Here is a 24,395-nt window from a genome sequence, read left to right on the forward strand (position 1 = left end):
GAAGCGCTGTATGATGGCTGAGGTGCTGCTGTCTGAGTCGATAAACAATGCTGTTCTACAGCGCGTAGTTGTATCTTACATTGTAACGCAACGATTCGGACTGCAAGGCAAACATCTTAAAAAACAAAGATTATCAACAAAAGCCAGTAAACGCAGGGATCCCCATACATCTTCCCACGTTTACTGGCTTCTCTTCTATAATATCCTTCTCCGCCACCAGCTGCGGTGCCGCTCCCTGCGGGGAGGAAGCTCCGCCGCCGAGGCGATCTCCAGTTCCGCATCCTGCACTTGAATCTCCCGAGATTGAATCGCCTGTGCTCGCTCTGTTGGCGTTTCGTTTGCCGTGGATCCGTCACGCCGCTGCTCCTCAGCTGAACGATGCCTTGCCGCTCGCTTGGATCGCTTCGAACGGGCATCATCGATCAGTTCATAGCGGTAATACCGATCCGTCGTAAGTTCATGCAGGTAATAGGTGCCCGGTTCGGTGAGATTGGCTAAGATCAGCTGATGGCGATTGAGCGGTCCGATGAGTTTCAAGCGGGGCAGGGATTGCTGCGCCGCATCGATCTCTGCTTGTCCTTTGGCAGCCAGCCAGATTCCGCTCCGGAGATAGAGCTGCAGTGAGATCAGCGTTGATAGACATACCGCCCCGGGCACATTGATGAAATACTGGATCAAGGTCAAGGAACCTTGCTCGCTTGCCTCAAGATGGGGGTAACTGCTCAGCAGAAGCAGCGTACTGAGAGCGGCAAAATGTACGATTGCAGGCCAAGCGGGATGGAGCCGCTTATTCGTCACGCCGTAAGCGAGCCAGAAAATCACGATGAGCCATGCGGAACAGGCGGCGATGATCAGGAGGGGCAGGATGAGTACGGGAAGCTTCGCCGGAAGACCGATATGCACAAGCCATGCCAATACAGCTTGGAACAGGATGTAGATAATAAAATTATGCAGGATCAGGTTCAACGTCCTGCGATACATCTTGAGCACCAAGCGTGAGGAGGTATGTTGATAGACGGTCAGAAAGATCAACCAAGCTGGTATGCCCAGCCAAGCGATCCAAGCCCAAGAAGGATCCGGTTCGTTCATGGCTTCGATAAACCAAGCTGCCCATTGCTCCATCCTGCTGCACACCTCCTTGCTTCGAATGATGCAAGTTTAGAGCTCAGATTCCCTGTTCAATGATGATTCATACTATGATCAGATAACAACCGCTTAACAAAACAAAGCAGATCCATGCATGAAGAGCGGCTCTGCAATTCGATGGCAAATGATTCTCTGGTGAAACTTTTCTCTATTATAGAATGGATTGTTCTCTCTGTCTATGTAAGGTACATCCCAGATCCATATGGTTCTACTCAGGACAAGGAGGAGTTACTTTTATGATATATTATTACTGTACCGAATAAGAACATGGTGGTGCCATCCGTGAAACAACTTTATAAGACTTTAAGACGAAAATTCAACAATATCAAATTGCGGAACAAATTGATCATCTCCTTCATCGTCGTCGTCTTCCTTCCGGTGACCTTCGTCGGTGTCTTCCTGACGAACGAACTGCGCCAGATCGCGTTAAAAGATGCGATGAAGCAAACGGAAGAAGCGATGGACCGGATCCAGAAGAACACCCTTGAGATTCTAAAAGTACCGATTGATGTTTCGCGGAACTTGCTGGTAGACGAACGATTGAAAAATATCCTCAGCACGGACTATCAGTCCCGCTATCAGCTCGTCGTGGCTTATCAGAACTATCCCGATATCGAACGCTATATCAGCTATAGCAATGAGATCGAAAATATCCGCATGTATACGCAAAATGAGACGATCATCTCCAACTGGGAGTTCTTCCCAGCAACCAAAGAGATCATCTCGCAGCCTTGGTATCAAGAGGCGATGCGCAACCGCGGGATTATCAGTTGGCACTACCTTCCCGATGAGACGAAGCGGAACGAGAAATTCCTCAGTTTAGTCCGTTTGATCGAATTCAATAATTACAAATATACGAACGTCCTCGTTATCACGGTGAGCAAAGAACAGCTTCATTCTGTACTTAGCAGCGAATCGCAGCAGACGGTGATCGTCGACGACAACGATCAGGTCGTCGCCTCCAATGTGCCGAGTTGGAGCACGCTGACCTTGGATGAGATCTTCCCGCATGTGGACCTGCCGGAGTACGGCACGATCGAGACGCGAATGGATGATGAACTGGTGAGGATCACCGTAGAACCCATCCGTCCTGAAGCCAGCGTCAATGGGCTGAGGGTCATCTCCGTTTATTCCGTCGGAGATATCGTGGCGGGCGCGAACCGATTCATACGTCTGGGACTGACGATCATCGTGGCGAGTGTGTTGTTCTCATTTGTCCTTATCTATTGGGTATCCTTGCTGCTCACGAAGCGCCTCATGACGCTGAGACAGCAGATCGGCCGTGCGGCGATCGGCGACTTGGACACGATGCTGGATATCGACGGCAATGACGAGATCGGTCAGTTATCGAGACAATATAACTTCATGATTCGCAGCATCAAAGAACTCATCGAAGAGGTCAAGCGCACCAACCGGCAGAAAGAACAGCTTGAACTCAAACAACAGGAGATCAAACTCAAGATGCTGGCCAGTCAGATCAACCCGCATTTCCTGTTTAATGCCTTGGAATCGATACGCATGCAGGCGCATATTAAAGGGCAGAAGGAGATCGCCGGCGTTGTGAAGATGCTTGGCCGCCTGATGAGGAAAAGCCTGGAGACGCAAGGCAACCATATTCCGCTAAAAGACGAGATCGATATGGTTCGCAGTTACCTGGAGATTCAAATCTTCCGTCACCGCGATCGGCTGGTCTACGAATTGACCGTCGATCCGGAAGCTGAGAAGCAGCTTATGCCGCCGCTCATCATCCAACCCTTAGTTGAAAATGCCGTAGTTCATGGAATCGAAGGAAAGGAATCCGATAAACCGCTGCAAGTGAAGGTGCTGGCAGTGTTAAAGGATGGCAAGCTGGTCGTGGAAGTGCGGGATGACGGCATCGGCATCAGTGAGGAGCGGCTCCAGGAGATTATGCACAGCCTCTATGCTCCAGAGGATGACGAAAGCCATCGCATCGGCTTAAGCAATGTTCATCATCGTTTGCAGATGTTGTACGGGAAAGAGTCCGGTTTAGAGATCGAGAGCAGAGAAGGGGAGGGGACGATCGTTCGCTTCAGCATTCCTTTGGCTCGGACGCAGCCGATGATTCAGGCATAAAGCAAGGCAAAGCTGTGATTAAGTGATCCGATTAGCAGAATGTTGCTGAACTTACATTGTCTGCACGATCTGAAACGACAACAGCTGTTGATTCAGTCGTCAGAAGCTTGCCGCGCGGATTGTAACGACAGTATCTGTTGACTCAGCGGGTAGAACGCCCGCCGCAGAGACTGAGACGACAGTATCTGTTGACTCAGCGGGTAGAACGCCCGCCGCGCGGATTGTAACGACAGTATCTGTTGACTCAGCGGGCAGAATGCCTGCCGCGCGGTTGAAACGACAGTATCTGTCGACTCAACATGCGGAATGCTCGTCGCACGGACTGAAACGACAGTATCTGTCGTCTCAGCGGGCAACAGTGCAGACACAACACAAAAACAACCTCCTGCAACTTGCAGGAGGTTGTTGGGATTGAGGTTGTTCTCCCTCACGGGGAACAACCTCATTTCTTATTAAGGGCTTGTTGAACTAAGGACTTAGTCTACTTTACCGCCCCAGAGTTCAACGCGTTCCTTCACATATTGCTCGAATTCGTCTTCCATCTTCTCAACGCCGTTGTTGATCAGCTCTTGCATGTAAGCATCCCACAGCGCGTCGAATTCGGACGGATCAGCAAGGATGATCTGCGGAATCCGCTGCCATGTGATCTCTTCCATGCGTTTTGCCAAGATGGCGTATTCCGAATCGCTCGGTACCGGAATATCCCATGCTGCACCCCAAGCCTTAACCGGGAACTCGTCTGGCTGCGGCCACAGCTCGATCCATCTGTCTACACCGTAATGAGCCAGCGTTTCTTTCTCGACTTTGTGATAGTTGTCGATAACTTGTTCCGGCCATGTCGTCGTGTAGTAGTTGCCGGTGGAATCCTTCACGCCGTCGCCGTAGCGGGCAGAGATGTGATAGAAGCCAATACCAGTTTCCTTAGCAAAGGCGTTTGCATCGTTGTTCTTGCGTTCCTGTACTTCAGGGAAGATGCGGCGTACGCCTTCTTCATCATAGTAGTAATGCTCGTCCTCGATTCCCCAGTTGATCAGGATTTGTCCTTCTTCAGATGCCAGGAAGTCGAGGAATTTGATCGCTCTTACTGGGTCCTTGCAGTTGACAGAGATTCCAGTACCCCAACCGCCCATGAATCCGGAGGATTGCAGCTGATGATCCTTGTATTCCTCAGTCAGCGTGATTGGGAAGTGCGCGTAGGTTTGCTCGAATTTGCCTTCAGCTTTCAGCGAGTTAACCGCGTCTTGGAAGCCCCAGTCTTGGTCGATAACCCCGACTACGCGGCCTGTAGCGATTTTGGCTTTGTATTGGTCTTCCTTCTGTGTGAAGGCTTCCGGATCAAGCAGACCAATGTTGTTGATATGGTTCAGCCAGCGGAAGTATTCTTTCTCTACAGGACGTCTGTAGTGGTAAGTCACCTCATATGTTTCTGGATCGATGTATACTTCACCGTCGTCCGGTGCACCGGTTGTCAGGAATGCCGGGTTCGTTACACCGATCAAGATCCGCCAGCCGTCAGCCAGGAATGTGATCCCGATGCGCTTCTGACCGTCTTGCGTCGTAGGATTTTCTTCAAGGAACTTCTTGATCGTTTCTTCGTAATCCTTAACCGTTTTTAGTTCTGGATAACCAGTTGCTTTCAGAGCTTCGTGCTGGATATGGAATGCACCGCCGATATCCATGTACTGGTGGTCAACGGCGTTCAATGACGGCAGGATATAGATCGCGTCATCGTCCTTGCTCCAACGCAGACGATCGATGTAATCGCCGTATACCTTCAGGATGTTCTGACCGTGCTCTTCGAGCAGCGGGCGAAGGTCGAGCAGTGCGCCGGCGTCAACCAGCTTCGCTGCGTCACCCTTCGGCGAGATCAGATCCGGATAGTCACCGCTTGCAATCATCAGCGGAATCGCGTTCTGGTCCATCGCGAATTGAGCTTGCAGCGTTACACCTGTACGGCGTGTGATCTCTTGTCCAACTTTGTCCTGCATGTTGTTCCAGTTCGAAACCGGGTCTGCACTGAACCAAGAGAACGTGATCGGATCAAGCGCACCATCGCCGCCGGTTCCTTGTTCTGTGTTTGTGCTGCTGTTGCCAGGGCTAGTGTTACCCCCGTTGTTGCTGGAGCCGCATGCTGCTAATGTGAGCAACGATGCGATGATGAAGAAAATAGCGACTAATCGTGTCGTTTTCTTCATTCGGTATACCTCCCCTTTGTGATAGTGTATTTGTATAACATCTGCTTACTGCAGCTTGAGTCAGCCGCGGTAAGCAGCTGGTTATACCAATGTTAGACGAAGCTTTAACGATTAAGCGTTAATTAAGCCTTAACCGCTCCAAGGGTCATGCCTTTGACGAAGTACTTCTGCAGGAACGGATAGACGAGCAGAATCGGAACTGTAACAACGATGGTGATCGCCATCTTAACGGATTGCGGCGATACGCGGGCCATGTTCTCAAGGACGCTTTGGCCGCGCGGTGCGCTCTGCCCGACGGTTGTACTCTGCAGAATCTTCTGCAGTTCATACTGAAGCGTCGTCAGCTGCGTGTTCATCGAGTTATACAGGTAGTTATCGAACCAGGAGTTCCATTGGCCGACGGCGACGAACAGGGCGACCGTTGCAAGCACCGGCTTGCAGAGCGGCATGATGATTCGCCAGTAGATCGTAAAGTCATTCGCACCGTCGAGTTTGGCGGACTCCTGCAGCACATAAGGCAGACCGTCCATGAAGGAACGGATGATGAATACGTTCCATGCGGATACGATTCCCGGTAGGATGTAAACCCAGAATGTATTGATCAGGCCAAGATGGCGGATCAGCATATATCCAGGGATGAGACCGGCGCTTAGATACATGGTCATCGCTAAGAATACCGATAAGAATCTGCGCAGCTGGAAGTCTCTGCGGCTTAAAGTGTAAGCGATCATCGAACAAGCGAAGACGCTGAGCACGGTCCCGATGATCGTCCTTAAGACGGAGTTCCTTGCGCCGATCAGCAAGGTGTCATAGCTGAAGATCGTCTTATAGTTCTCCAGCGTAAACTCTCTCGGCCAGATGTGAATGCCGCCTTTGACCGTATCCAACGAATCGTTCAAGGAAAGGGCCAACACGTGCAAGAATGGGTACAGCGTGGCGATGACAACGCAGATCATGAAGATCGTGTTGCTGATCTCGAATGCGATCTCGCCGGGCGACATTCTGCTGAACACCCGATTGTTGGTTCGTGCCATCATAAGTCCTCCTTCATCACATGATGCTTTCCTTCGTCGTTCGTTTCATGATACCGTTGGCGACCAACAGCAGAGTGATGCTCACGACGGAGTTAAAGACGCCGATCGCGGTACCGAATGAGTAGCGGCCCATATTGATCCCGTAGTTCAGAGCGTACAGATCCAAGACGTCGGAATATTCTTTGGTCAGGTTATTCCCTAAGAGGAACTGTTTCTCAAAACCAATCGTGGTCAAATGACCGATTGCCATGATTAAGAGAACAACGATGGTCGTACGAATACCCGGCAGGGTAATATGCCACATCATGCGAAAACGCCCCGCGCCATCGACTCTTGCTGCTTCGTACAGCTCTTGGTCGATGCCGGCCATCGCTGCCAAGTAGATAATGGCGTTCCAACCCATCTCTTTCCATTGGTCGACTGCTGTCAAGATATACCAGAACCATTCTCCCTTGCCCATGAAGTTAATCGGGGCATCGATGATTCCCAGCGTCATCAACAGCTCGTTGATCACGCCACCGTCGATCGACATCATCGTGGTCACCAAGCTGGCGACGACGACCCACGATACGAAGTGGGGCAGGTAGGATACGGTTTGCACGAAGCGTTTGAAGAATGAGAACCGCACCTCGTTCAGCAATAATGCGAAAATAATCGGTATCGTGAAGCCCGCGATCAGTCCGAGGAAACTCATCGCAAGCGTGTTTCTAAGTACTTGATAGAACTTCTCATCGGAGAAAAGACGGATGAAGTGTTCGAACCCAACCCATTCCTGTTCGAAGAAGCCCAGGTGAGGTTTGTAGTTTTGGAATGCATATGTCCATCCCCACAGCGGTAAGTAATTGAAGATAAAAACATAGATAATAAATGGAACGGACATCAGGTACAGCCAACGCTGTTGGAGAGCTGTCTTCCAGAAACTGTTTCTACGCACTTGCTGCAGTTCCAACGATGATGCGTGACTTCCGTTTAACTTTTTCACATTTCGCCCTCCTTTTTTAGGGATTTCTTATGCTTTCATGTTAAGGTTCTGAAACGTTTTCAGCCACCCAAAAGATTTGTATAAAAATCATATAATTTTTGTAGATCCATCTGATTTCCCGTTGAATTTGCTGTAACTCTCGAATGTTATAGCCCAAATTTCACAGGATTCGTTATAATGGAAGCGGGAATCCATACCAGAAAATCTGCACTGCAGCTCTAACTTCATTATTTTGCATCGTATGGATCAGTATTCGCAGAATCGAATCGGGAGGAAGATAAGATGACCTATGAGCACATCCGCTCGCTCGCCGAACGCATCCGCACCAATGTCAATCAAGTAATCATCGGCAAAGAGGAAATCATCGATCTGTTATTCATCGCCTTGATCACCTCGGGGCATGTGCTATTGGAGGACGTTCCCGGCACAGGCAAGACGATGCTCGCCAAAGCGATGGCGCGTTCCTTGGACTGCAGTTTCAAACGGGTGCAGTTTACGCCGGATCTTCTGCCAAGCGACCTGAGCGGCATTCATTATTATGACCAAAAGTCTTCAGAATTTGTCTTTCGCGCAGGACCGCTGTTTACCAACATCCTGCTCGCGGATGAGATCAACCGCGCAACGCCGCGCACCCAGTCCAGCCTGCTTGAATGCATGGAGGAGAGACAGGTGAGCATCGACGGCGAGACGCATCGCTTAGCGCGGCCGTTCCTGGTGATCGCCACACAGAATCCAATCGAAAGTCAGGGCACCTTTCCGCTGCCGGAAGCGCAGCTCGATCGTTTCCTGTTCAAAGTGAGGATGGGATATCCGACTCAGGAAGAAGGACTGGCGATCCTCCGCCGTTTCAAGGAGTCCAATCCGCTGGAAGAATTGCAACCGGTTGCAAACGCAGAACAGATCATCGAGGCGCAGGAGACCTATGCCAAGGTATCCGTGCATGATGATGTGCTTCGATATCTGCTTACGATCGTGGAGCGGACCCGCTCGCACGACGATGTGATGATCGGCGTCAGCCCGAGAGGAAGTCAAGCCTTGCTTCGCGCTTCTCAAGTCCATGCGATCCTTCGCGGACGCGATTATGTCACGCCGGATGATATCAAAGCGATGGCTAAGCCGGTGCTGGCGCACAGACTGGTGCTGCGAAGCGCACTGCGATATGAGGGGCAGGACAGCGGCGGTCGCTTGATCGATGCGATCCTGCAGGAGACAACAGTACCTTCGGAAGAACATCTGCTCAAGGATTCGCAGGGATGATGCGATGAACATCACGTGGCTGATCTTCATCGTGGTTGTCTTAATCATCGCACAAGGTTTGTTCTTCCGTAAGACAGGGCTCTGGAAGCTCGGTTACCAGCGGTATTTCCAAGTCACAACCTGTTATGAGGGCGATCAAGTGGAAATGGTGGAGCGCATCTCGAATCGCAAGGCCATACCTGTCCCTTGGGTGCGGTTGGAATCCTCCCTCAGCGCGAATCTGAAGTTCGCCCGGCAGCAAGGCCATATGATCCGAGAAGGGGAACTGTTCCAGAACCATCGCAGTTTCTTCAGCTTGATGCCCTATACACAGGTCATCCGCCGTCATAAGCTCACATGCGCGCGAAGAGGTGTCTATCCCCTTGACTCCGCTACACTCACCGTGGGAGATCTGTTCGGCATCTTCACGAACTATCGAAGACTTAGCTTGAAGGAGCAGCTCATCGTCTATCCGAAGCCGCTGCTGCCGGGACGGGAGGAACTTCCTTCCCACAGCTGGCAAGGGGATGTGACCGTGCGGCGCTGGATCGTCAGCGATCCCTTCATGCTCGCCGGTGTACGGGAATACCAATACGGCGATCCGCAGCGTGATATCAACTGGAAGGCCACGGCGAGAAGCGGCAAGCTGCAGGTGAATCAACACGACTTCACGGCAGACCGCCGATTGATGGTCTTGCTGAATGTTCAGGATCACGAGAAGATGTGGAATCAGGTTTCGGATGTCGAGATGATCGAGCGGGGAATCTCTTATGCCGCAGGCATGATTCGCGAAGCGATCCATGCCGGGATGGAAGCGGGATTTGCTTCCAACGGCTATGCTGCCAACGGGGAGAAGGAGCCGATTCGCATCGCGGCAGCCGGGGGTAAGGGGCATTATGAATACATTCTCGACCGGATGGCCCGCATGGAGATCGCACGGAGCGTCCCCTTTGACGTCCTGCTGGAACAGGAGATCCGTGCGGCGAGTTCGAACTTGGACATCGTGCTTATCACCGCTTATATGAATGATAAGTTCTATCAATTGAAAGAGAAGTTAGAACGGGCCGGCAACTCTGTCACGGTGTTAAGCCTTGCCCCATCGGTCCGCAAGGTGGCGGCCAATAGGGAAGACAACGATCTCCGCGGCGGGGAACATGAAGATATAGGTCCCAAGCAGGATGACGCACAGATCAGCAGAGCAGAGGTGATCCTATGAAGCTGGTTTATCAAGTTATCTTGCGCCCTGTCCTGGCATGGCTGCTAGAGACGCTGCTGGCGATGCCCGTTCTGCTGTTCGTCCATCTCTATGTGATCCCCGATCGAATGTTCTGGATCTGGATCATCAGCTTCGCATTATTCTATGTCCTCGGCTGTTTGCTGCGCAGGATCTGGTCGCGTCAGCCGCTCAGCTTGCGCCATCTGCTGTTCATGTTCATCTCCGCTTTGTACGCCTGGGCGGTGTTCGGACTGTCGGCGGCAGCGGCGATCAGTCTGCCCGCCGTCTGGCTTGCGCTGGTGAGAGGCGGTCTCTATGCGGCGGCGCCGATCCAGTTTGTCCTGACGAATACGTATTACGTCGTCAGCATTATGCTGTATTTTGCTCTGTCCGTCGTCATTCGATTCTCTGTCGAGATGGCGCCGATCGCCTCTTTAACCAGTTGGTTCGCGATGTTCGCTCTGGCGGTTTCGCTGTTTATGATGAATCAATATGCCTTGAATCGCGAATCCTTGCAAGAGGAACAGCAGCGAGTTGTAACCCGATCGATCCTGTGGAAAAACCGCCTGCTCATCATCCTGTTCGCCGGCTTCATCCTGCTGGTCGCAGGTTTTAAGCAGCTAGCTGAAGGGCTGCAGGCATTGTGGAATATGATCCTACGTATCGTCGTCTGGTTCCTGTCCTTGGGCATCGGCGGAGAACCTGCACAGCAGCCGCCGATGAATCCTAACCTGCAAGAGATGCTGCCTATGGAAGAGCAGGAACCTGCGCTGTTCTGGGTCATCCTTGAGCAGATCGCGATGTCCATCGCACTTGTCCTCGCTGTTGTCATCGGTTTGTTCATGCTGTATAAGATCGGAGAAGCTTTGATCAGCGGACTAAGGTATTTGTATCAGTGGTTCAAGGGACGTCTGTTTACCGATGAACTGGAACAAGCGGCAGCACTTGATTATGAGGATGAAGTGACACGGCTGGTCGAATGGAACGACCTCCGCAAGCAGTTGGGGGAACGCTTGCGGACCTTCTTTGAGAGGGAGCCGCGGATCAGATGGATCAGCTTGTCAAATAATCAGGAGCGAATCCGCTGCCTTTATCGCGAATCCGTTATACGTGCCATCCAAGACGGTTATCGCTTCCGGCCGTCGCTTACGCCAAGAGAATTGCAGGATGATGCGAATCGCTGGCGGCAAGGACAGGGTTGGATTACTAAGGAGCTTGTGCTGCTCTATGAACAAGCTCGCTATGGCGGGGAGGAACCCAGTGACCAAGAGATCGAACAACTTCGGAGCAGACTCCAGGAACGTAAGCCATAAGGGCCTAAGCAATATGACCGACCAGTAAAGAAAAGACCAACCAGCTCGAGTCTAGCGGGGCATGGTTGGTCTTTGTCACTTTACGACTTGTATACGTTCAATTTATCGTCTTGTGGCCCTCTAAGATGTCTGCACGCCCGTTGACGAATCATGAGCCGATCATTAACGGATGAAACGGAACCAGCTTAGATTCATATTGCCCTTGAATGTCAAGTAAACCTTATGGCTGCTTCCGGCAGCGCCGGTCACGCTGCAGGTGAAGGTATGCCACTTCTGCTCTTCGCCTGTTGCAGACACAGGGCATTCGCCGATAAGGGTGCCCTCCGGATCGCCGAGACGAATCTCGATGGTGCCCCCCTCGACGCTTGCTGCACGCACTTCGAAGGATGCGACGCCCTCGCCGAAATCAACATCGTGGAAGCTGATCCAATCCCCCGTGTCGATGCCGCTGATGCAGCTTCTGCCTTCCTTGCATTCATCGAGGTATACGCCTTCGTAATCGTCATAGTTGAAGGCATAGGTTACCTTCGTCAGATCGCGCGGCGGGATCGTCTCTCCATCGATGCGAATCTTGTCCGTCAGACGGATATCGCTGCTGGATGCGCCGATCATCAGAGTATAGGTACCGTTCTCAACCACATATTTCTCACGAGTAACATCCCAGATGGCAAGATCGCCTGCTTTCAGCGTGAAGCTGACGGTCACCGTCTCGCGCGCTTCAATCGATACCCGTTCGAAACCGAGGAGCTGTTTCAGCGGCCGAACGACGCGGGACTGATCTGCGCGGACATAGAGCTGCACAACCTCATCGCCTGCAACATCGCTGTTATTCGTTACATCGACATGGATCGTTACGGTGCTGTCCGCCGGGATGCGATCCTGTTCGATGCGGAGATTGCTGTAGGTGAACTCCGAATAGCTCAGGCCGTGGCCGAACGGGTAGAGAACGTCGCCGTCGAAGTATTGGTAAGTCCGCTTGCCCTTGATGATGTCATAGTCCATAAAGTCAGGCAGTTGATCGACGGAGCGGTACCAAGTGAAGTTCAGGCGGCCTGCCGGGTTGTAATCCCCGAACAGCACATCGGCGACGGCATTGCCCAGTTCTTGTCCTGCATGGGAAGTATACAAGATCGCTGGGACATGCTCGTCCACCCAGTTAATCGCGAAAGGATAGCTGCCGACGATCACGACCACGGTGTTCGAGTTCACTTTGTGCACTTCTTGAATCAAGCGCAATTGGGATTCAGGCAGCGTGATATCCGGACGATCCATGGTCTCCTTGCCGTTGATCAGCGGATGGTTGCCGACAACGACGATGGCTGCGTCCGAAGAGCGGGCAGCTTCCACAGCTTCAGCCAGACCATCGACAAGGATCTCCTGTTCGAAGAGATCTGCCTGCTCGAAACCGGATTCCTGGGTTTCTGCAACGCGGGCGTCCTCGTCCAGCCTTACAGCATGCTCGTTCCATGTGTTGATCTTCAGTTGATTGTTCTCCTCATCCTTGTCCAAGATCAGGACTTCCTTGGTGAACCAGCCGTAGATCTCATCCGCTGTTGCTGACAGATGCTTGTCATCGGTGGTGACATACTTGCCGTTCTGCAGAGCGCGCATCGTATGGCTTCTCCAGCCCCAATCGGTGACTTCCAGCTCCGCTGCCTGTTCTGGAGATGCCGCATCGACGAGCAGCTTGCCCTCTTCATCCAAGCGTACATAGCGTCCGCTTGCCACATGCTTCAGCTTCACGACGTCACAGCCGTTGTGATAAAGCACGTTATTGTTCATCTTCTCCGCGACAGCGCTGTTAATCGTAACGGCATACGGCAGGGTGCCGCTGTACCAGTCGCGGTAGACGACGCCTGCCAGCGGTCCGACGACGGCCACCTTCTTCAGCTTATCCGCCTTCAGCGGCAGCAGGTTCGAACTGTTCTTCAGCAGCACGGCGTTCTTGCATGCTGCTTCATAGGAGACTTCCGCATGTTCCGGAGCAAGGATCACGGACTCTTGAATCTGTGCATATGGATTGCGGTCCTCCGGATCGAATTCGCCCAAGCGGAAGCGTACACGGAAGGTGTTGCGCAGCGCGATGTCGAGATCGTTTTCCGTGAGCAGTCCTTCCTCCAGTGCGTCGCGGATCGCTTGTTTGGATTTCTCATGATCATCGGTGATGCTGTCGATGCCGCTCTTGATCGTATGGGCGACAGCTTCTTTGTAAGTTTCATAGTACTGATGTTCATCGACCGTTCCCAGCACATCGCCGGCGTCGCTGACGACGAAGCCGTTCATGCCCCATTGCTGCTTGACGATCCCGATCACGTCAGGGTTCAGGTTCGCAGGGACGCCGTTCACCGCGTTATAAGCGGTCATCATCGATTGAGCGCCGCCCTCTACGAAGGGGATTTCGAAGGCTTTTAGGTAGTACTCATGCATATTGCGCGGATCGATGCTGACCGAGCACTCGCCGCGTTTGATTTCATTGTTATTGCCGATAAAATGCTTCAGCGTAGCTGCCGTACGCAGGTAGAAGGGGTGGTCGCCCTGCATGCCGCGGACGAGGGAGGCTGCCAGTTGTCCAGCGAGCTGCGGATCCTCACCGTACGCTTCCTCTGTACGTCCCCAGCGCGGATCGCGTTCCATATCCACCGTCGGTGTCCAGATGGTCAGTCCATTGACCGCGGGGTCTTTGCGATAGAAACCGCGCGCCTCCGTACCGATGACTTCACCGATGCGATGAAGCAGGTCCTTGTCCCAAGTGCAGGCAAGGCCGATCGGCTGCGGGAAGGTGGTCGCTTCGCCCAGCCAAGCGACACCATGGGCTGCTTCGGTACCATGTTTATATTTGGGAATGCCCAGGCGGCTGACTTCATCTTGGTATTGGCACATCAGATTGATTTTCTCATCGCGCGTCAACCGTGACACCAGGTCGTTTACTCTTGTTTCCAGGGGGAGGTCCGGATTCTGAAACGGATATTCATAGGTTTGCTTTTGGCTTGACATGTCGCAGAATGCTCCTTTCACACCATGTTGGCTTGATTGTATCATTGCATTCGAAACGAAGGATACCTGCATTATTAGTTGCAAATCCTGAGTTTTTTATAGATGGAACTTCTATATGGAACTCATTGTTAGAACGATTCTGCCTTATGTTGCGCTCGCACGGCATTCTTGCGGCATGATTCTTACGGCACAACCCTTTGGACTTGCAGTGAACGATAAACCTTTCTAATCCCCTCGATAAAAATTGCTTAACGAGGACAATTCCTATAACATAAAGGTAAGGTCTAATAAGTGGCTAATATCTAAAATATAACGGGGGTTCAAACGATTGATGTACAAAGTGCTGATCGTAGATGACGAACCATTGATCCGGGAGGGTCTGAGCACATTGATCGATTGGGAGGATTACGGCTTCCAAGTGGTCTATGCAGCGAAGGACGGCTTGGATGCTCTTGAACAATATGATCGCATGCGCCCGGATCTCCTTATCGTCGATATACGTATGCCCGGCATGGACGGACTGCAGCTCATCGAGACGATCCGCAGTAAGAACTGGACTCCCAAACTCCTGATCTTGAGCGGTTATGCAGACTTCGACTATGCCAAAAAAGCAATCAAATGCAAGGTCGAAGGCTACATCCTGAAGCCTGTCGATGAGGACGAGCTCATCGATTATCTCGTCGAGATTAAGAAGGACCTTGATCGTGAACGTGAATTAGCCCGGCAATCGGGGCATTCATCACAAAGGCAGCGCGAAGCCCTGATCCAGTCCGTGCTGACCGGCGGCGGTGAATTCACAGGGAGTCTATCATCACGTGCCTAAGAATTGGACTTAGTATGGAAACAGTATCAAGTACTGCTCCTCCTCATCCAATTCGACAGCGAACATCAGGTCGACGTATTGAGCAAGGCAAGACAAACCCTTGAAGAATGGGCGGAAGAGAACGAATGGGGCGTTGTCTTCATGCGCGACCTGCAGATCGGCCTCCTGCTCCGCGGCAACTATCCCTCCATCACACAGCTGGCTAGACTCTACGAAGAGATCTCCAATGTATGGAAGGACCAAAACTTTAAATTCTACGCAGCCATCGGTCGGACCGTGTATCGTTTCGTTGATATTCACCGTTCCTATGAGGATGCTTTTGAGCTTCTTAAGCGTAAGTTCTTCGCACAGACGAGATGCATCCTGAGCAGGGAAACAGCGCCGGAACTTGTGGATATGATCGAAGGCGAAACGCTGGAAGAGGCATTCGATATCGATATCTATGCGGAGAAGCTGTATTATGCGATTGATGTTGCCAGCAAGGAGAGCATCCATAATCTCTTAGGCCAATTGCTGCTTGAGATGATGCGCTTCGATCTGTCAGAGCACGACGTGAAGACGGCATGCATGCAGATGATTCATTCCATCATGAATCGGCTGGTACAGCAGCATGAAGACCTGCGGACGGAACACCAAGAAGCAGCGTGCTGGATCGTTAACTTGTATCATTACGACTCGATCCATCAGCTGTTCGCGGCGATCGAAGAGCGGCTCCTCGAGATCGCGGGCCGCCTCGATGCGATGGGCAGCGATACGCTGGTGAAGCGGATGATCGATCTCATCCACCGCAATTATCACGAGAACCTTAAGCTGGAGTCCCTGGCTGAAGTCTTCAATTATAACAGCGCATATCTCGGCAAGATGTTCAAGAACCAAACCGGGGAATACTTCAACACATATTTGGATAAGGTGCGCATCGAGAAGGCAAAACAGCTGCTCGAAGAAGGGTTGAGGGTCTACCAAGTGGCCGAACGTGTCGGTTACACGAACGTGGATTATTTCCACAGCAAATTCAAAAGATATACGGGAACCGCACCTTCCGCCTACCGGCAGAACAAACAGAAGTCATCCAACCAATGACAACGTTATTAGCAGCATTAGCATTTGCGTGGGCAGTGTGTTGGCGTAGGGGGACGCGCGTTTAAAGTGTTTTCCGAAATTCGCATAGAAGCGTAACGCAGGTGTGGCGGAGGGAGCCCGTGCTCAGCAGCCCGACACCACCCCTGACACAAACGACACAATCACTAATAATATCTGATATCTGTTGCAGAAGACCGGGTTGTCCATATTCCGCTCGCGAACTATGATACAGGAGAGCCTTGACCAGGCTCTCTTTCTCATTGGATTACGTGAATACGATATCACGCGAACTAGGAGGGACAAGATGAGTAGATTGACATCAGCTAGCCGGAGTTGGAAGCTGTGGTACAAGCAGCCGGCTCAGGAGTGGGAAGAAGCACTGCCGATCGGCAACGGCCGGCTGGGCGGCATGGTGTTCGGCGGCGTGCAGGAAGAACGCATTCAGCTAAATGAGGACACGCTCTGGGCAGGTTTTCCGCGGGATACGATCAATTATGAAGTGCAGAGATATCTCGGCAAAGCCCGCGAGCTGATCTTCGCAGGGAAGTATGCGGAAGCACAGGCGCTGATTGAGCAGCATATGCAGGGCCGGGATGTAGAGCCCTATCAGCCGCTTGGCGACCTGCACATAGAGATAGAGGGCATATCCGAAGATACGGCGTTCAGCAGCTATCGCCGGGAACTGGATATCGAGAACGGGATCGCGGCCGTAACCTATGAATGGAACGGGGTCCGCTATGAGCGGGAGTATCTGGTGAGTGCACCGGATCAATTGCTGGTCGTCCGCATTCGTGCGGATCGCGAACAGGCTATGAATCTCAACATTCGGCTCAGCACCCCGCATCCCCATGTGGTGGAAGTTACCGAAGGAGCTAAGGGAGCAGCTGGACTGCTCATGACCGGGCAAAGTCCGAGCCATGTGGCGGACAATTATTTCAATACTCACCCGAATCCGATCTTCTATGAAGAGGATCATGGATTGCGCTTTGCGGTACAAGTTCATGTGGAAGCGGAACAAGGCACGGTTGCTTCCACTGAGGACGGCATGCTGCAAGTACGCGGGGCTACAGAGCTGACGATTCGTCTCTCCGCAGCGACAAATTTCCGCGGCTTCGATCAGCATCCCGATGCGAAGGACGGCTTGGCCGTCGTGCGCAGTGCTCAGTGGCTCAAGCAAGCCGAGGGATATGCTTATGAGGAACTGCGCGAGCGTCATGTGCAGGATCATCGGGAACTGTTCAACCGTGTGGATCTCCGGCTGTACAAGGAAGAATCAGCGACTGAAGAGAATTCGGCAGAAGAACGGGTGACGGCACTGGCGACGGATGAGCTGCTGGCGCAGTATCGGGAACATCATACGGAGGCTGATCATACTTGCGCGGCATGCGCATCGCTGGAGGAGTTATATTTCCAATACGGGCGATACTTGCTCATGGGTAGTTCCCGGCCGGGCACGCAGCCGGCGAATCTCCAAGGGATCTGGAACGACCGCGTGCAGCCGCCGTGGAACTGCGACTACACAACGAATATCAATACCGAGATGAACTATTGGCCGGCAGAGGTGTGCAACCTGAGTGAATGCCATGAACCGCTCTTAACGATGCTTGGCGAACTGGCGGTTACTGGCAGACGAACTGCTGCCATCCATTATGGGGCCCGCGGTTGGACGGCGCATCATAACGTCGACCTTTGGCGGATGTCGACGCCGACCGCCGGCGACGCAAGCTGGGCGTTCTGGCCGCTGGGCGGAGCATGGCTTGCGACCCATCTGTGGGAACGGTATTTGTTCCAGCGGGAAGAACAGTATCTAAAGGAATACGCCTATCCGCTGCTTAAGGAAGCAGCGCTGTTCTGCCTGGACTGGCTGGTGGAAGGTCCGAACGGCTATCTTGTAACGAATCCAGCAACATCGCCGGAGAACAAATTCCTCGATGAAGAAGGACGGCCATGCAGCGTATCCATGGCGACAACCAGCGATATCTCGATCATCCGCGAGCTGCTCCAGATCTGCCTGGAAGCGGCGCGCATCGTAAGCGGCGAATCCGGCGATGAGGCGGAATTTACCGCAGAAGTAGAAGCAGCGCTGAAGCGCTTGCCGCCTTATAAGATTGGTCAATATGGTCAGCTGCAGGAATGGTACGAGGACTTTCCTGAGCATGAGCCTGGGCATCGCCATTTTTCCCATCTGATCGGACTGTATCCGGGAACGCTCATCCATGAGGGAACGCCGGAATACATGGAAGCTGCCCGCAACACGCTGAAACGCAGACTGGAACATGGCAGCGGTCATACGGGCTGGAGCTGTGCATGGCTTATCAGCTTGTTCGCGCGCCTGCACGACAGCGCATCGGCGCACCGATACGTACAAACTTTGCTGACCCAGTCGACGTACTCCAACCTCTTCGACGCCCATCCGCCGTTCCAGATCGACGGCAACTTCGGCGGCACAGCCGGCATCGCGGAGATGCTGCTGCAGAGCCACCTCGGCTCGATCGATCTGCTGCCGGCGCTGCCCGCCGTGTGGCGTACGGGTTATGTGCGCGGCCTTCGCGCCCGCGGGGCTTTCGAAGTGGATATCGCTTGGCAGGACGGGCGTCTGAGCGAAGCGCGCATCACATCGCTCAAAGGCGGTGCATGCCGTGTGCGCTATCTGGGCGCAGGTTCCGCAGGGGCCGATGCCGCAGATGCGGGTACGTTGGACATGGTAGACGAGGCCAAGGCCGCAGCAGCACTGACCATCACCCGCGAGGATGGAAGAGAAGTGCCTGTGGATGCGAGCGGCAACTTCGTCACTCAGGCCGGCGAACGCTACTTGATCCGTTTGCGCTAATATCGTTTGCATGAACATGATAGAAGCCCATATCTGAACGTGACCGGGAAACGGCAATTGGCAGATGTGGGCTTATTTGTGTTCAGCATGCGTCTATTGGCTCGGTTCTCCTTGCTCCAACCCTAGATTCATATTGAAGCATCTCAAAAATAACGGAAGTCAAATCTCCACTATTCTGCGAAAAGAGGCGATTTTGGCGAATTAGTGGAAGTCAAACTTCTCTTATTTCTTCCAGGCACGCAAGTTCGACGGGAAATCGGGTGTTTTATGGAAAATAGCGGAAGTTTGGATTGCACTATTTTCACAATACCCGCAACATTCACAAAATAAAGGAAGTATTGCTTCCCTTATTTGCGCCCTGATCGAAAAAATATTGATGCAATAGGCTGAAGTGGCGTGCAGGATCGCAGCAGCATGATGGCGACGAAGAGCGCATTCCTGCTTATCCTACGGAATAAGCGGGACTGTTCTTATTTGCCTTGGATGATGACACAAATGCTGATACAAAGATTATAGACTTTACAGCGGTACATGGACTACAATGAACGCGATGGAACAAGATTGGGGGATTGCAAACATGGCAAAAACTTTCGATGTCATCACCTTCGGGGAATCCATGGCACTGTTTACGCCGCTGAGGGAGCAGTCGCTGGAATTTGCCGATCTGGTCAATCGCTCCTTTGGCGGGGCGGAGAGCAATGTAGCGATTGGCTTGGCCAGACTGGGTGTGCGTGTCAGCTGGTTCGGTCACTTGGGCGATGAGCCGCAGGGCAGATATATCCTAAAGCGCATTCGCGGAGAGAATGTTGACGTCAGTCAAGCCCGCCTCATCCCGTCGGCCAACACCGGACTCATGATGCGACATAAGGCAGCTGGCCGTGAAGAGGTATTCTATTATCGGCGGAATTCCGCTGCGAGCATGATGAAGCCCGAGGATCTCGATGAATCGTTCATCGCACAAGCGAGCATCCTACATATTACGGGCATCACGCCAGCTCTCAGCGACAGCTGCCGCAGGACGGTGCAGCGTGCCGTCGAGATGGCGAAACAGCACGGTGTCAAGGTGAGTTTCGATCCGAACCTGCGCTTGAAGCTGTGGGCCATCGAAGAAGCGCGCGAGGTATTGCTGCCGCTGGCTCAACAGGCGGATTATTACCTGCCGGGGATGGATGAGCTGAAGCTCTTGTACGGCGAGCAGGATGAAGAGCGCGTGCTTGAGAAGGTCAAAGAACTTTCCGCCTTGAGTGTGGTGAAAGGCGTGAACAACACGAACGTCATCATTCACCAAGGCCGTATGACGGCGGTTCCGTATGAGAAGATTGACAACGTTGTGGATACGATTGGAGCCGGGGACGCCTTCGCCGCTGGACTGCTGGCAGGAATCGTTAAGGGATATTCGCCGGAAGAGGCCGTGCGCATGGGGAATCTCTCTGCGTCCTTCGTCATCCAGGGACACGGTGATTGGGAACTCGTCCCGACTTGGGAGCAGCTGGAACTTGCGATGCGTCAAGAAACTATCGTAGAAAGGTGAATGGGAGAATGAGAAAATACCAAACGATTCAGCACATCCACAAAGCCGGAGTTGTTGCAGTGCTGCGGGGGAAATCGACGGAAGATGTTGCAGCAATGGCTGAACAATCCATCGCCGGCGGAGTCCGGATCATCGAAGTGACGATGACGACGCCGGGCGCTCTGCAGGCGATCCGCATGCTCGTTGACAAGTACAGCCAAGATCAAAGCGAGCATCGGCCGATCATCGGCGTCGGCACGGTATTGGATGAAGTAACGGCGCGATTAGCGATTCTGGAAGGCGCTGAATTCGTCGTCAGTCCGGCTTTCCAACCGGAAGTGGTAAAGATGTGCCATCGTTACCGTGTGCCGGTGATGCCAGGGGTGGTTACGATCGCAGAAGCACAGGCAGCGATGGAGAGCGGTGCAGACATCGTGAAGCTGTTCCCGGGCAGCATGTTCAAACCGAGCATCATCAAGACGCTGAAAGGACCGCTGCCGCAGCTGAACATCATGCCGACGGGCGGCGTGAATCTGGACAATATCGGAGAATGGTTCAAGGCCGGTGCGTTCGCAGTAGGCATCGGTTCGGATCTGACGAGCGAGGCGGAGAAGACCGGAAACTACGGGTTGATCAGCGAACGTGCAAAGGCTTACACCGAAGCAGCCGCACCATATTTGCAAAACCGTTAAAATTCTCACAAAAAAACGCAGACATTTCGCCACAGATAATCTATAATATAAAATAACAACGTTGGTATTTTCGGAACGTTGGGATCAGCGGCGTTAAGACGACGTCAAGTTGCAGTTTTTTTATATAATTGAAAGGGTGGGTCACATGGATCTCTTTAATCTGCAAGGAACAACTTCTGTCGTCATCGGCGGCAATGGCGTGCTGGGCAGCGCCATGGCCTCTGCTCTGGCGGCATACGGCTCGAAGGTTGTCATCGTCGGGCGCAATATGGAGAAGGCTGAAGCCGTCAAGCAGAAGATCGAACAAGACGGCGGCGAAGCGATCTGCTTACAGGCGGATTCCACGAGCAAGGCGGATCTCGAGGCCGTTCTCGATGAGGTGCTGAAGTGGACAGGCCGCGTGGACACGCTGATCAACGCCTCCGGCGTGAACAGCTCCACACCGTTCTTCGAACTGGATATGGAAGAATGGGACCGCATCATGGATACGAACCTGAAGAGCGTCGTGCTTGCGTGCCAGATCTTCGGCAAGCAAATGATTGAGCAGGGCGAAGGCGGATCGATCATCAATATCTCCTCCGTATCGTCTGGACCGCCGCTGTCCCGCGTCTTCACTTACTCGACATCTAAGGCCGGTGTGAACAGCGTTACCCAGTACCTGGCGCGTGAATTTGCGCCGCACCGCGTCAGAGTGAATGCGATCATCCCGGGCTTCTTCCCGGCGGAACAGAACCGCAAGATTCTCGATGAGAGCCGCATCGAATCGATCATGCGCCATACGCCGATGGCTCGTTTCGGCGAACCGGAAGAATTACAAGGCGCCGTCGTCTATCTGGCTTCTTCGAAAGCTTCTTCTTTCGTGACAGGATCCCTTCTGCGCGTCGACGGCGGGTTTGGAGCGATGACGATATGAGTGATCTGCTGCACGAATTAGTCAAGGATATTCCGATCCCGAAGATGGTGCGCATCCGTCAGAAATTCGATGCGACACAGCTGGAGGATCCGCTCGGTGAGCTGCAGAAGCAGCTTCAGAATCATCCCAAATATCAAGCGGTGCAGCCGGGACAGAAAGTCGCCGTTGCCGTGGGCAGCCGCGGCATCTCGCGTATCGATGAGATCACGAAGACGACGATCGATGCGCTGAAGGCGAAGGGAGCAGAACCCTTCATCGTCCCATGCATGGGCAGCCACGGCGGGGCTACCGCCGAAGGGCAAGCGAAGGTGCTGGAACACCTCGGCATCTCGGAAGAGACGATGGGCGTGCCGGTGCGCTCCTCGATGGAAGTCGTGCTGCTGGACCGCCTGCCGAACGGTCTGCCGGTCTACTGTGACAAGATCGCCGCTGAGGAAGCGGATGCGATCGTCGTGATCAACCGTGTGAAGCCGCACACCGCTTTCCGCGGGGAGATCGAGAGCGGACTGATGAAGATGATCTCGATCGGTCTCGGTAAGCAGAAGGGCGCGGAGGCCTGCCATCAGCTTGGGTTTAAGTATATGGCAGAGAACGTGCCGGCCATGGCTAAGCGGATGATGGCTAAGCTGCCGATTATCTTCGGAGTCGCCATCGTCGAGAATGCCTATGATAAGATCTTCCACATCGAAGTCATCGGTCCCGAGGAGATGGAAGAACGGGAGAAGGCGCTGCTCGTCGAAGCGAAGAACCGCATGCCGAAGCTGCTGTTCGATCAGATTGATGTGCTCGTGATCGATTACATCGGCAAGAATATCAGCGGCGACGGCTTTGATCCGAACGTTGTCGGCCGTTATCCGACGCCATATGCTTACGGCGGACCGGAAGTGACGAAGATCGCGGTGCTCGACTTGACGGAGGAATCCAAGGGCAATGCCAACGGCGTCGGCACAGCGGACTTTACGACGCAGCGGCTTGTCGATAAGACGGATTGGCCGGGAACCTATGCCAACGGGCTTACGTCCACCGTTGTGTCCCCAACCAAGCAGGCGACAACGCTGGCCAATGACCGCGACTGCATCAAAGCGGCGATTAAGACTTGCAACATCTTGGACTATACCAAGTGCCGCCTTGTGCGCATCCGCGATACCCTGCATCTCGGTGAGATCGAGATCTCGGTGAATATGCTGGAAGAGGCGAAGCAGCATCCGCAGATCGAGATCATCAGCGAGCCTTATGAGTGGGAATTCGACGAAGAAGGGTACTTGCCGAAATCTTAACTTGCCAACATGGGCTGAAACCTTAGACAAGACATCAAATAACGATACTGTATCCATCTGTTATGCAATATGATGATTATAGGGAGCAGGGAGCAGGAAATTGTGTTGAGATCAGATCTGCCGGCTGACAGGTGACGTGCTGCGCATGGAAGCTTAGCAGCAGGTTGCTGCAGTCGGCAGATTGAATGAGAGGGGATGAAACCGTGCCGCAGGCGAAATATGACAAAGTCAAAGACATCTTGCGCAGCATGAAATCGGTCGTTGTGGCTTTCTCCGGAGGGGTGGACAGCACGCTGCTGCTTAAGGCAGCATTGGATGCGCTTGGGCCAGAGCGCGTGCTTGCTGTGACCGCCGCATCGGAGACCTATCCGACACGCGAGATGCAAGAGGCCGTTCGTATCGCAGAACAGCTGGGCGCAAAACACAGGATTATCCAAACATCGGAACTCAATATACCAGGCTATAAGGAAAATACTCCGAATCGCTGCTACTTCTGCAAGCAGAATCTGTTCCAACATCTGCAGGTCTATCTGGAGAAGGAAGGTTATGAACACATCGTCTACGGATTGATCGCAGATGATATGGGCGAGCATCGGCCGGGTTACAAGGCGGCGATCGAGCAGGGAGTGCGCGGACCGCTGCAAGAAGCGGGACTGTACAAGTCCGAGATTCGCGAACTCTCAAAACAGCTCGGTCTGCCGACGTGGGATAAGCCTTCCTTCGCTTGTCTCTCCTCGCGGATCGCTTACGGCGAGATGATCACCCAGGAGAAGCTGACGCGCGTCGATCGTGCGGAGAGTTTCATCATGTCCCTGGGCATCCGTCAGGTGCGCGTACGCACCCACGGCCAGATCGCGCGGATCGAGGTCGAAGCCGGGGATATGGCGAAGCTGTTGGAGCATCGTGAAGAGATCATCAATGCTCTTACTTCATACGGCTACACCTTTGTGACCTTGGATCTCGGCGGTTATAAGAGCGGAAATTTGAACAAAATGTTAGGGAAGCAGGCCCAACCGATGACAGCGCAGTAATGCAGCAACAATACTAAGTGTAAGATTAC

The 24,395-nt window shown here is 53.0% G+C and carries 17 protein-coding genes; 12 read left to right on the forward strand and 5 right to left on the reverse strand.

Annotated features, from left to right (window positions below):
* Positions 1–195: 195 nt before the first annotated feature.
* Complete coding sequence (locus PRECH8_RS00060; protein WP_200965017.1) at positions 196–1,122, reverse strand: hypothetical protein; 927 nt, start codon at positions 1,120–1,122, stop codon at positions 196–198.
* Between the two features lie 306 nt (positions 1,123–1,428).
* Here PRECH8_RS00060 and PRECH8_RS00065 point away from each other — a divergent pair, with 306 nt between their 5' ends.
* A complete protein-coding gene (locus PRECH8_RS00065) occupies positions 1,429–3,240 on the forward strand; it encodes a cache domain-containing sensor histidine kinase (protein WP_200965018.1) in 1,812 nt (603 codons plus the stop codon).
* 476 nt (positions 3,241–3,716) lie between these two features.
* On the opposite strand, the gene PRECH8_RS00070 is transcribed toward PRECH8_RS00065, so the two are convergent.
* From PRECH8_RS00070 to PRECH8_RS00080, 3 genes are all read right to left on the reverse strand, one after another.
* The gene (locus PRECH8_RS00070; protein ID WP_200965019.1) at positions 3,717–5,435 is read right to left on the reverse strand and encodes an ABC transporter substrate-binding protein; all 1,719 of its coding nucleotides are present in this window, start codon (positions 5,433–5,435) and stop codon (positions 3,717–3,719) included.
* Between the two features lie 122 nt (positions 5,436–5,557).
* Positions 5,558–6,436 carry a carbohydrate ABC transporter permease gene (locus PRECH8_RS00075; RefSeq protein ID WP_242457359.1) on the reverse strand — a complete coding sequence of 293 codons (879 nt, stop codon included), beginning with the start codon at positions 6,434–6,436 and terminating at the stop codon, positions 5,558–5,560.
* 49 nt (positions 6,437–6,485) lie between these two features.
* Positions 6,486–7,418: an ABC transporter permease gene (locus PRECH8_RS00080; RefSeq protein ID WP_242457360.1), complete on the reverse strand. Its 933-nt coding sequence runs from the start codon at positions 7,416–7,418 to the stop codon at positions 6,486–6,488.
* Between the two features lie 315 nt (positions 7,419–7,733).
* Between PRECH8_RS00080 and PRECH8_RS00085 the strand changes: the two genes are divergently transcribed.
* The 3 genes from PRECH8_RS00085 to PRECH8_RS00095 are packed head-to-tail and all read left to right on the forward strand — an operon-like array spanning position 7,734 to position 11,216.
* Complete coding sequence (locus tag PRECH8_RS00085) at positions 7,734–8,708, forward strand: AAA family ATPase (RefSeq protein ID WP_200965021.1); 975 nt, start codon at positions 7,734–7,736, stop codon at positions 8,706–8,708.
* A 4-nt stretch (positions 8,709–8,712) separates the two neighbouring features.
* Positions 8,713–9,903 (forward strand): DUF58 domain-containing protein, encoded by a 1,191-nt coding sequence (locus PRECH8_RS00090; RefSeq protein ID WP_200965022.1) that lies wholly within the window; start codon positions 8,713–8,715, stop codon positions 9,901–9,903.
* Positions 9,900–11,216, forward strand: a complete 1,317-nt coding sequence (locus tag PRECH8_RS00095; RefSeq protein ID WP_200965023.1) for a DUF4129 domain-containing protein — start codon at positions 9,900–9,902, stop codon at positions 11,214–11,216. The genes PRECH8_RS00090 and PRECH8_RS00095 overlap by 4 nt, the downstream gene beginning before the upstream one ends.
* Before the next feature lie 162 nt (positions 11,217–11,378).
* Here PRECH8_RS00095 and PRECH8_RS00100 read toward each other — a convergent pair whose 3' ends face one another.
* Positions 11,379–14,210 (reverse strand): glycoside hydrolase family 3 protein, encoded by a 2,832-nt coding sequence (locus PRECH8_RS00100; protein WP_200965024.1) that lies wholly within the window; start codon positions 14,208–14,210, stop codon positions 11,379–11,381.
* Positions 14,211–14,541: 331 nt separating this feature from the next.
* Between PRECH8_RS00100 and PRECH8_RS00105 the strand changes: the two genes are divergently transcribed.
* The 8 genes from PRECH8_RS00105 to larE all read left to right on the forward strand — a co-directional run bounded on the left by PRECH8_RS00105 (position 14,542) and on the right by larE (position 24,366).
* Positions 14,542–15,033: a response regulator gene (locus tag PRECH8_RS00105; protein WP_200965025.1), complete on the forward strand. Its 492-nt coding sequence runs from the start codon at positions 14,542–14,544 to the stop codon at positions 15,031–15,033.
* Positions 15,034–15,036: 3 nt separating this feature from the next.
* Positions 15,037–16,113, forward strand: a complete 1,077-nt coding sequence (locus tag PRECH8_RS00110; RefSeq protein ID WP_200965026.1) for a helix-turn-helix domain-containing protein — start codon at positions 15,037–15,039, stop codon at positions 16,111–16,113.
* A 304-nt stretch (positions 16,114–16,417) separates the two neighbouring features.
* A complete protein-coding gene (locus PRECH8_RS00115) occupies positions 16,418–18,943 on the forward strand; it encodes a glycoside hydrolase family 95 protein (RefSeq protein WP_200965027.1) in 2,526 nt (841 codons plus the stop codon).
* A 577-nt stretch (positions 18,944–19,520) separates the two neighbouring features.
* Positions 19,521–20,474: a sugar kinase gene (locus PRECH8_RS00120; protein WP_242457344.1), complete on the forward strand. Its 954-nt coding sequence runs from the start codon at positions 19,521–19,523 to the stop codon at positions 20,472–20,474.
* Between the two features lie 8 nt (positions 20,475–20,482).
* Positions 20,483–21,145, forward strand: a complete 663-nt coding sequence (locus PRECH8_RS00125) for a bifunctional 2-keto-4-hydroxyglutarate aldolase/2-keto-3-deoxy-6-phosphogluconate aldolase (RefSeq protein WP_200965029.1) — start codon at positions 20,483–20,485, stop codon at positions 21,143–21,145.
* 145 nt (positions 21,146–21,290) lie between these two features.
* The gene (locus PRECH8_RS00130) at positions 21,291–22,058 is read left to right on the forward strand and encodes an SDR family oxidoreductase (protein ID WP_200965030.1); all 768 of its coding nucleotides are present in this window, start codon (positions 21,291–21,293) and stop codon (positions 22,056–22,058) included.
* Positions 22,055–23,335 carry a nickel pincer cofactor-dependent isomerase, group 22 gene (locus PRECH8_RS00135; RefSeq protein ID WP_200965031.1) on the forward strand — a complete coding sequence of 427 codons (1,281 nt, stop codon included), beginning with the start codon at positions 22,055–22,057 and terminating at the stop codon, positions 23,333–23,335. Before PRECH8_RS00130 ends, PRECH8_RS00135 begins: the two co-directional genes overlap by 4 nt.
* Before the next feature lie 185 nt (positions 23,336–23,520).
* Entirely contained in the window at positions 23,521–24,366 is an 846-nt protein-coding gene (gene larE / locus PRECH8_RS00140) for an ATP-dependent sacrificial sulfur transferase LarE (RefSeq protein WP_242457345.1), read from the forward strand.
* Positions 24,367–24,395 lie beyond the last annotated feature (29 nt).

This window comes from Insulibacter thermoxylanivorax, from assembly GCF_015472005.1.
Lineage (GTDB): Bacteria > Bacillota > Bacilli > Paenibacillales > DA-C8 > Insulibacter > Insulibacter thermoxylanivorax.